This window comes from Actinocorallia lasiicapitis, from assembly GCF_054778695.1.
This window is the reverse complement of the sequence record NZ_BAAGZI010000226.1, coordinates 1-9,460: the sequence shown is the minus strand read 5'-3', so window position 1 is coordinate 9,460 and position 9,460 is coordinate 1. Positions and strand designations below refer to the sequence as shown.

Annotated in this window: 9 protein-coding genes; all 9 read left to right on the top strand. The window is 70.1% G+C overall.

From position 1 onward, the window contains the following. Nucleotides 1-85 precede the first annotated feature (85 nt). The 9 genes from ACYVE7_RS22145 to ACYVE7_RS22105 all read left to right on the top strand — a co-directional run bounded on the left by ACYVE7_RS22145 (nucleotide 86) and on the right by ACYVE7_RS22105 (nucleotide 9,290). Entirely contained in the window at nucleotides 86-508 is a 423-nt protein-coding gene (locus ACYVE7_RS22145; protein WP_460366908.1) for a RidA family protein, read from the top strand. Beyond that, nucleotides 505-1,095: a 3-hydroxyanthranilate 3,4-dioxygenase gene (locus tag ACYVE7_RS22140; RefSeq protein WP_460366907.1), complete on the top strand. Its 591-nt coding sequence runs from the start codon at nucleotides 505-507 to the stop codon at nucleotides 1,093-1,095. The genes ACYVE7_RS22145 and ACYVE7_RS22140 overlap by 4 nt, the downstream gene beginning before the upstream one ends. Then, a complete protein-coding gene (locus tag ACYVE7_RS22135; RefSeq protein ID WP_460366906.1) occupies nucleotides 1,092-2,105 on the top strand; it encodes an amidohydrolase family protein in 1,014 nt (337 codons plus the stop codon). The genes ACYVE7_RS22140 and ACYVE7_RS22135 overlap by 4 nt, the downstream gene beginning before the upstream one ends. Beyond that, nucleotides 2,102-2,980 (top strand): acetaldehyde dehydrogenase (acetylating), encoded by an 879-nt coding sequence (locus ACYVE7_RS22130; protein ID WP_460366905.1) that lies wholly within the window; start codon nucleotides 2,102-2,104, stop codon nucleotides 2,978-2,980. Before ACYVE7_RS22135 ends, ACYVE7_RS22130 begins: the two co-directional genes overlap by 4 nt. Beyond that, entirely contained in the window at nucleotides 2,977-3,984 is a 1,008-nt protein-coding gene (gene dmpG, locus ACYVE7_RS22125) for a 4-hydroxy-2-oxovalerate aldolase (RefSeq protein WP_460366904.1), read from the top strand. Before ACYVE7_RS22130 ends, dmpG begins: the two co-directional genes overlap by 4 nt. Next, nucleotides 3,984-5,234: a kynureninase gene (gene kynU, locus ACYVE7_RS22120; RefSeq protein WP_460366903.1), complete on the top strand. Its 1,251-nt coding sequence runs from the start codon at nucleotides 3,984-3,986 to the stop codon at nucleotides 5,232-5,234. The genes dmpG and kynU overlap by 1 nt, the downstream gene beginning before the upstream one ends. Nucleotides 5,235-5,324: 90 nt before the next feature. Beyond that, the gene (locus ACYVE7_RS22115; protein WP_460366902.1) at nucleotides 5,325-7,082 is read left to right on the top strand and encodes an LVIVD repeat-containing protein; all 1,758 of its coding nucleotides are present in this window, start codon (nucleotides 5,325-5,327) and stop codon (nucleotides 7,080-7,082) included. Between the two features lie 34 nt (nucleotides 7,083-7,116). Continuing rightward, nucleotides 7,117-8,331 carry a branched-chain amino acid ABC transporter substrate-binding protein gene (locus ACYVE7_RS22110; RefSeq protein WP_460366900.1) on the top strand — a complete coding sequence of 405 codons (1,215 nt, stop codon included), beginning with the start codon at nucleotides 7,117-7,119 and terminating at the stop codon, nucleotides 8,329-8,331. Nucleotides 8,332-8,360: 29 nt separating this feature from the next. Then, entirely contained in the window at nucleotides 8,361-9,290 is a 930-nt protein-coding gene (locus ACYVE7_RS22105; RefSeq protein ID WP_460366899.1) for a branched-chain amino acid ABC transporter permease, read from the top strand. Nucleotides 9,291-9,460 lie beyond the last annotated feature (170 nt).

Genomic DNA, 9,460 nt, shown 5'->3' with positions numbered 1-9,460 from the left:
CGGCGACCGCCGCGGTCCCGCTCCAGGCCGGGACGCACGTGCGGGCGATCGTCAACGGGCTCGGTTCGGTGGCGGTGAGCGCCCGATGAGCGGCACCACCGTCGCGGGCGCGGCCCGGCCACGCGGACGTTTCCCGCACCTCAAGCGCGCCGGCGACCTCGTCTATGTCTCCGGCACCAGCTCCCGCCGCCCCGACGGCACGTTCGCCGGGGCGAGCGCCGACGCGATGGGCGTCGCCGACCTCGACATCCGCGCCCAGACCAGAGCCGTGATCGAGAACATCGGCGCGTTGCTCGGCGCGATCGGCGGCGGGCTCGATGATGTGGTCAACGTGACGACCTACCTGGTCAGCATGAACGACTTCGGCGGCTACAACGAGGTCTACGCCGAGTACTTCGACGAGACGGGACCCGCCCGCACCACCGTCGCCGTCCACCAGCTGCCCCACCCGCATCTGCTGATCGAGATCAGCGCCGTGGCCTACCTGCCGCGCGAGGAGGAGAAATGAAGCCGTTCTCGATGCCGTTCAACCTCAACGGCTGGATCGCGGAGAACCAGCATCTGCTGAAGCCGCCGGTCGGCAACGTGCAGATCTGGAAGGACGCCGACCTCATGGTCACCCTGGTCGGCGGCCCCAACCAGCGCACCGACTTCCACGACGACCCGATCGAGGAGTTCTTCTACCAGCTCCGCGGCAACATGGTGCTGCGGGTCATGGAGGAGGAGGGCAGGCCGCCGCGCGATCTGCTGATCCGCCAGGGCGACGTGTTCCTGGCCCCCGCGCATCTGCGCCACTCCCCGCAGCGCCCCGAGGAGGGCAGCATCGGGCTGGTCGTCGAGTTCGCGCGTCCCGCGGACCAGAAGGACGCCTTCGAGTGGTACTGCGTGCACTGCCACCACCTGGTGCACCGCTCGGAGGTGCAGCTCCAGTCGATCGTCGAGGACCTGCCGCCGATCTTCTCGGCGTTCTACGGCGACGAGGACGCGCGCCGCTGCCCGAACTGCGCCGCGATCCACCCCGGCAAGCAGTGGCCCGACGCGCTCAAGCCGCAGACCCGCCCGCAGAGCGCCGAGAACCCCGGGGAACCGGAATGACCCAGGTCGTGGACGTGCACGCGCACGTCTTCCCCGAGATCAGCCGCGCCGACTCGCGGCTCCTCGCCGACACCGACGGCCCCTGGCTGCGGACCGACGGCGACGGCCGGGGCATGATGATGGCCGGCGATCGCGAGTACCGCCCCGTCTCCCGCACCCTGTGGGACCCGGTGGAACGCGTCGCCGACCTGGACCGGCTGGGCGTCGACGTCCAGGTCGTCTCCAGCACCCCGCTGCTGTTCGGCTACGAGGCCGACGCCGCGCGCGCCGCCGACTGGTGCGAGTGGATCAACGCGCGGATGCTGGAGTACGCGAGCCACGCGCCGCACCGGCTCGTCCCGCTCTGCCAGGTGCCGCTGCAGCACACCGAGGCCGCCTGCGACCAGGCCGAACGCGCCGCGCTCGCCGGTTTCAAGGGCGTGCACCTCGGCAACCACCTCGGCGACCGCGATCTCGACGACGGCGGGGTCCAGGAGTTCCTGGCGCACTGCGCGCAGCTCGGGCTGGCCGTCCTGGTGCACCCGTGGGACATGCCGACGGGCCCGCGGATCGACCGGTACATGCTGGGCTGGCTGGTCGGGATGGCCGCCGAGACCCATCTGTCGATCCTGTCGCTGATGCTGTCGGGCGCGTTCGAGCGGCTGCCGCGCGAGCTGCGGCTGATCTTCGCGCACGGCGGCGGCAGCCTCCCCTACCTGCTGGGACGGGCCGACAACGCGTGGGCGCGCCGCGACATCGTCCGGGCCGACAGCCCGCACCCGCCGTCGCACTACCTCGACCGGATCAACGTGGACTCGGCGGTCTTCGACACCGACGCCCTGGAGTACCTGGTCAAGGTGATGGGCGCGGAGCGGGTGCTGCTCGGCAGCGACCACCCGTTCCCGCTCGGCGAGGCCGAGATCGGCGCGCTGGTCCGCGGCAGCGCCCTGGACGACCACACCAAATCCCTCATTCTGGGCGGCAACGCCCAGCGCCTGTTCCAGCTCGACCTGACGGAGTCCCCGCGATGAAGGCAGCAGTGATCGGCTCCGGCAACATCGGCACCGACCTCATGATCAAGATCATTCGTGGCTCCGGCACGCTGGAGATGGCCGCGATGATCGGTATCGACCCGGCCTCGGACGGCCTGGCCCGCGCCCGCCGGATGGGCGTCACGACCAGCGCCGAAGGCGTCGAAGGGCTGATCGGCCTCGACGTCTTCGACGAGATCGGCGTCGTGTTCGACGCCACCTCCGCGGGCGCGCACCGCCGCACCGACGCCGCGCTCGCCCCCCACGGCAAGAAGGTCATCGACCTGACGCCCGCCGCGATCGGCCCGTACGTCGTGCCGCCCGTCAACCTCGACGAGCACCTCGACGCCCCCAACGTCAACATGGTCACCTGCGGCGGCCAGGCGACGGTCCCGATCGTCGCGGCCGTCGGCTCGGTGACCGGGGTCCACTACGCGGAGATCGTCGCGTCGATCGCGTCCCGCTCCGCCGGGCCCGGCACCCGCGCCAACATCGACGAGTTCACCGAGACCACCTCCCGCGCCCTGGAGACGGTCGGCGGCGCCGCCCGCGGCAAGGCGATCATCGTGCTGAACCCGGCCGAACCGCCGCTGCTGATGCGCGACACCGTCCACTGCGTCGTGGACGACTGCGACGAGGCCGCCGTCACCGCCGCCATCCACGCGATGGTCGCCGACGTCGCCGCCTACGTGCCCGGCTACCGGCTGAAGCAGGAACCCCAGTTCGCGAAGGCCGATCCATCCTTCGGCGGCCCGCTGCTCGTCTCCACCTATCTGGAGGTCGAAGGCGCGGCCCACTACCTCCCGTCCTACGCGGGCAACCTCGACATCATGACGTCGGCCGCCCTCCGCGTCGCGGAAAGGATCAGCTCATGACCAGCGTGTACGTGCAGGACGTCACCCTGCGGGACGGGATGCACGCCATCCGGCACAGCTACACCCTCGACCAGGTGAGGGCGATCGCGGGCGCGCTCGACGCGGCCGGGGTCGACGCCATCGAGGTCGCCCACGGCGACGGCCTGTCCGGCGCGTCGGTCACCTACGGGCCCGGCGCGCACACCGACTGGGAATGGCTGGAGGCCGCCGCCTCGGTGATCACCCGGGCGAAGCTGACGACGCTGCTGCTGCCCGGCATCGGCACCGCCCACGACCTGCGGCGCGCCCACGCCCTGGGCGTCACCTCGATCCGGATCGCCACCCACTGCACCGAGGCCGACATCGCCGAACAACACATCGGGCTGGCCCGCGAACTCGGCATGGACGTGTCGGGGTTCCTGATGATGTCGCACCTCGCCGAACCGGCGCACCTGGCCGAGCAGGCGAAACTGATGGAGTCGTTCGGCGCGCACTGCGTGTACGTCACCGACTCGGGCGGCCGGCTCACCATGAACGACGTCCGCGACCGGGTCGCCGCCTACCGCGCGGCCCTCCGCCCGGAGACCGGGATCGGCATCCACGCCCATCACAACCTGGGCCTCGGGGTCGCCAACAGCGTCGTCGCCGTCGAGTCCGGCGCGACCAGGGTCGACGCGTCGCTCGCCGGGCAGGGCGCGGGCGCGGGCAACGCGCCGCTCGAACCGTTCGTCGCGGTCATGGACCTGATGGGCTGGGAGCACGGCTGCGACCTGTTCCCGCTGATGGACGCCGCCGAAGACCTCGTCCGCCCCACCCAGGACCGGCCCGTCCGGATCGACCGCGAAACCCTGACGCTCGGCTACGCCGGCGTCTACTCCAGCTTCCTGCGCCACGCCGAGACCGTCGCCGCACGCTACGGCCTCGACACCCGCGACCTGCTCGTCGAGGCAGGCGCCCGCCGGATGGTCGGCGGCCAGGAGGACCTGCTCCCCGACATCGCCCTCGACCTGCTGAAGGAGGCCTGATGACCGAGCAGACGACCGCGCACCTGACCGCGCGGGCCGCCGCCCTGGACACCGCCGACCTGATCGCCCACGCCCGCGACCGGTTCACGCTGCCCGAAGGAGTCATCTACCTCGACGGCAACTCCCTCGGCGCGCTCCCCAAAGCCGTCCCGCCCGCCCTCGAAGACGTGATCCACCGCCAGTGGGGCCGCGACCTCATCAAGTCGTGGAACGACAACGACTGGTGGACGGCCCCCACCCGGATCGGCGACGCCCTCGCCCCGCTGATCGGCGCCGCCCCCGGCCAGGTCGTCGTCGGCGACTCCACCAGCGTCCAGATCTTCAACGCGCTCGGCGCGGCCGCCCGGCTCCGGCCCGGCCGCGACCTGCTGCTGACCGACCCGAACCACTTCCCGACCGACCAGTACCTCGCCGACTCCGTCGGCCGGCTGTTCGGGCTGGAAGTGCGGCGGATCCCCGTCGGCGAACTGGCCGCCGCCCACGCCGAGCACGGCGACCGCGTCGCCGTCGCCGCCTACGGGCCCGTCGACTACCGGTCGGGCGAGCTCGCCGACATGGCCGCCCTCACCGCCGCCGTCCAGCGCACCGGCGCCCTCATGCTGTGGGACCTGTGCCACGCGGCCCGCGCCGTCACCGTCCGGCTCGACGCGATCAACGCGGACCTGGCCGTCGGCTGCGGCTACAAGTACTTGTCCGGTGGCCCCGGCGCCCCCGCGTTCCTCTACGCGGCGTCGCGGCACCAGGCAGCGCTCGACCTGCCGCTCACCGGCTGGCACGGTCACGCGGACCCCTTCGGCATGTCCGGCGACTACCGGCCGGCCGACGGGATCGGACGGGCCCGCATCGGCACACCACCCCTGCTGTCGATGCTCGCCCTCGAAGCCGCCCTCACGGCGTTCGACGACCTCCCGATGGAACTGGTCAGGGCCAAAAGCCTGTCCCTGACCGGGTTCTTCATCGAATGCGCCGACGCCCTGCTCGACGGCTTCACCCTCGCCACCCCCCGGGACCCGGCGCGACGCGGCAGCCAGGTCGCGCTCCGCCACCCCGACGCCTACCCACTGGTCCAGGCGTTGATCGAGCGCGGTGTGATCGGGGACATGCGCGCACCCGACCTGCTCAGGTTCGGGTTCAACGCCCTCTATGTGAGCCATCGCGAAGTGCTGGAAGCCGTCCAGCACCTCGCCGAGGTCATCGAGAAGGAAGAGCACCACGACGGCCGCTTCCAGCGGCGCGACACCGTGACCTGACCCTCTCACGATCCCACCCCTTCCTGTTTTCACCACCCAGCGCCAGGAGTTCTCTTCAGCGCGCCCGAAAATCCCCCCGGAAGGAAACACATGCGCCTCAACCGCAGAAGCCGAGCGATCCTCGCCCTGGCCGCAGCGAGCGGCACCGCCGCCGTCCTCATGCCCGCCACCCCCGGCACGGCGGCGCCCGCCGACCCCAACGTCCGCGAGGTCTGCGACAACCGCAGACCCGAACCGGTCGACCCCAACAGCTACGGAATGCAGCTCGACGGGACGTTCCTCCACCCGTCCCAGACCCCCGTGGACGAAGAGAACCCGCACCCGTTCAAGGGCCGCAACAAGAACTACGACAAGAAGTCGTACATCAAGAACATGAAGGTGGAGGCCAAGTACGAGGGCGACAAGTTCACGCCCGACTACTTCCACACCTGGCAGAACATCGTCGACATCAAGGGCCGCCGCTACCTGTTCCAGTACGACAGGTCCGAAGGGCGCGTCTACGACGTCACCGACGTCAAGAAGGTCAAGGTCGTCGAATCGATGACCCGCAACGACGTCGACGGCGACGAGTCGAAGGCCGGCAAGTCGTGGGCCGCGAACGACTACTGGGGCGCGTCCACGATCCAGTGGAACAAGAAGCTCAAGGCGTACGTCATGGTCATGTCGTTCGAGGACAAGCGGCAGATCAACGAGCTGCACGACCAGGACGGCAAGGACAAGTTCACCAACCCCGAAGGGGTCGCCGCGCTCCGCGCCAAGAAGGGGCTGAAAGGCTTCAAGGTCTTCCGCCTCGACGGCCCGCGCAAGAAGGACTGGAAGCTCCTCGCGACCGTCTCCACCGACTCCACCCAGAAAGACCCGCTCAACAGCGACCTGACCAAGCCCCAGCAGGGCTCCGGCTCGCTCGACGTCCCCTACTGGACGGGCGGCAAATACCTGTTCATCGCCGTCGCGCCCAACGACATCTACAACGGCACCGAGTACCCGACCAACCTGCACTCCGCCGGCTACCAGTCGTGGGACATGTCCAACCCGGTCAAGCCGAAACTGCTCGACACCTGGCACCTGCCCGGCCAGGTCAAGGGCGAAGACGCCGCCTACAAGAAGAACCCGCGCTGCGGCAACCGCACCTCGTGGATGGGCGCGCGGATGCCGCTGTTCATCCCCAAGCCCGTCGAACAGGGCGGCAAGTACGCTTTCGCGGCCATGGGCGGCTACGGCCTGTCCGTCCTCGACATCTCCAACCCCAAGAAGATGAAGCAGATCGGCCACGTCGACCTGCCGCCGTCCGTCTCCGGCACCGAAGGCGACAACATCGACGTCTCCCAGTACCAGAAGACCGGCAAGATCTACGTCTCCGGCTACCCCCTCACCGAAGACTGCTACGAGCCGTACAAGGAGATTTACGCGGTGGACGCGCGGAACCCGCGGCGTCCGCACATCGTCGGCAGGCTGCCTCGGCCGACCCCGCCGAAGAGCGCGTCGTTCACCGACTACTGCCAGCGCCGCGGCTCCTTCGGGCCCAAGCGCACCGGCTACTACACCAACCCCGGCAAGCACGACGCCGGCCTGCTCACCTACGGCTTCTACAACGCCGGAGTCCAGTTCTTCAACGTGAAGAACCCCGCCAAGCCGTCCATCTCCGCGTACTTCGTGCCGAAGGCGTACGGCAAGGGCACCCCCGACTACGCCTACGGCAACCAGACCCACGGCGTGTACGTCGAGTGGGACCGCAACATCGCCTGGGTCCTCACCAACCACGGCATCTACGCCGTGTCCTCCCAGAAGGTGCTCGGCAAGCCCAACCTCGGCAAGCCGGCCAAGCCGTTCCGCAACAGCCAGTTCTAGACCGCTCTCAGATCCAAAGGACCTCCCACCCCAGATGAAGCGCCTCATCGCGCTCACGAGCGTGGCCGCACTCGCCCTCACCGGGTGCGGCTCCCGCTCGGAGCAGAACACGACCACCTCCGCCGACGGCACCACCGTCACCATCGGATTCGACGGGCCGCTCACCGGCGACCTGTCGGCACTCGCCCTCGGCGCGAAGAACTCCGCCCAGCTCGCCGTCGACCAGGCCAACAGCGCACGGCTCGTACCCGGCGTGACGTTCAAGCTGAAAGCGCTCGACGACCAGGCCCAGCCTTCGTCCGGCCAGCAGAACGCCACCGCCCTCGTCGGCGACAAGACCGTCCTCGGACTGGTCGGCCCGCTGAACTCCTCCGTCGCCCAGTCGGTGCAGCAGGTCCTCGAACAGGCGAAGCTCGGCGCGGTCTCCCCCGCCACCACCAACCCCACCCTCACCCAGGGCGAGGACTGGGCGACCGGCGGAAAGAAGCGCGGCTTCACCACCTACTTCAGGACCGCGACCACCGACGCCGTGCAGGGCCCGTTCGCGGCCCGCTACGCCCACGACGACCTGAAGAAGAACAAGGTCTTCGTCCTCGACGACAAGAAGGCGTACGGCGCGGGCCTGTCAGCGACCTTCACCACCGAGTTCAAACGGCTCGGCGGCGACGTCGTCGGCACCGACCACATCAACTCGGGCGAGAAGGACCTGTCCGCGGTCGTCACCAAGATCAAGTCATCGGGCGCCGAGCTCGTCTACTACGGCGGCGAGTACCCCGACGCCGGGCCGCTCGCCGGCCAGCTCCACACCGCCGGAGTGAAGGCGCCGCTGATGGGCGGCGACGGCATCTCCGACCCGACCTTCGCCAAGCTCGCCGGCGACGGCGGCGAGGGCTCCCTCGCCACCACCGTGGGCGCGCCGACCGACACCACCGAGTCCGGCAAGAAGTTCGCCGCCGACTACAAGGCCGCCGGGTTCAAGGAGGAGGCGGGCGCCTACGGGCCCTACGCCTACGACTCGACCACCGCGCTCATCCAGGCGATCAAGACGGTCGTCAAGGACGGCAAGGTGCCCGACGACGCCCGCGCCCAGGTCGTCGCCGCCCTGCAGACCACGTCGTTCGCCGGCGTGACCGGCCCCGTGGCGTTCGACGCGTTCGGCGACACGACCAACCTCCAGCTCACCGTCCTGCAGGTCAAGGGCGGCGCCTGGACGGCCGTCAAGAGCGGCGCCTTCACCCCCGCTCCGTAACGACGGCTTCTGGCAAGGAAGGATCAGCGGTGCACGAACTACCGCAACAGCTCGCCAACGGCCTGATGCTGGGCTCGATGTACGGGCTCATCGCGATCGGCTACACGATGGTCTACGGCATCGTCCAGTTGATCAACTTCGCTCATGGCGAGGTGTTCATGACCGGCGGCTTCGGAGCGCTGACCGCTTGGCTGCTGCTCCCGCAGGGCACGTCGCTGTGGCTCGCGCTCCCGCTGATGCTGATCGCCGCCGTGGCCGTCTCGGTCACGGTGGCGATCACCGCGGAACGGCTCGCCTACCGGCCGCTGCGCGGCGGCGGCCGGCTGGCCCCCCTGATCACCACGATCGGGGTGTCGATCGTGCTCCAGCAGGCCGTGTGGGCCTGGTACCCCGAGGCCAAGCAGGCGCGGACCTTCCCGCGGCTGCCGGGCGGCCCCGTCGAGCTCGGCCCGGTCACCCTGCAGACCGCCGACTTCTTCCTGCTGCTCGCGGCGCCCGTCGCGATGGCGGCCCTGTCGTACTTCGTGCACCGCACCCGGACGGGCCGCGCCATGCGCGCCACCGCCCAGGACCCGGACACCGCGAAACTCATGGGCATCGACACCGACCGGATCATCGTGACGGCGTTCGCGATCGGCGCGGCGTTCGCCGCGGTCGCGGCCGTCGCGCACGGAGTCCGGTACGGGCAGGTCGACTTCCGGATGGGGTTCCTGACCGGGCTGAAGGCGTTCACCGCCGCGGTGCTCGGCGGGATCGGCTCGGTGTACGGGGCGTTCCTCGGCGGGCTCGTCCTGGGCGTCGCCGAAGCGCTCGCCTCCGCCTACATCGAGAAGCTGCCCGGGATGGAGATGTTCGGCGGCGGCGCGTGGGCCAACGTCTGGGCGTTCGTCCTGCTGATCGTGGTGCTGCTCGTCCGCCCGCAGGGCCTGTTCGGCCGCCTCGCGGCAGATCGGGCGTGACCCCATGACCACACTCACCAGCGAAAAGACCCTCCCGGAACGCGTCGCGGGCGGCGGCGGCCCCGGCCGGGCGCTGCTGCTGGGCGGCGGTGTGCTGACCGCGCTCTCGGCGTTCCTGCCGTGGACGTGGACCGCCGCCTTCCCCGGCGATCTGACCATCGCCGGCTACC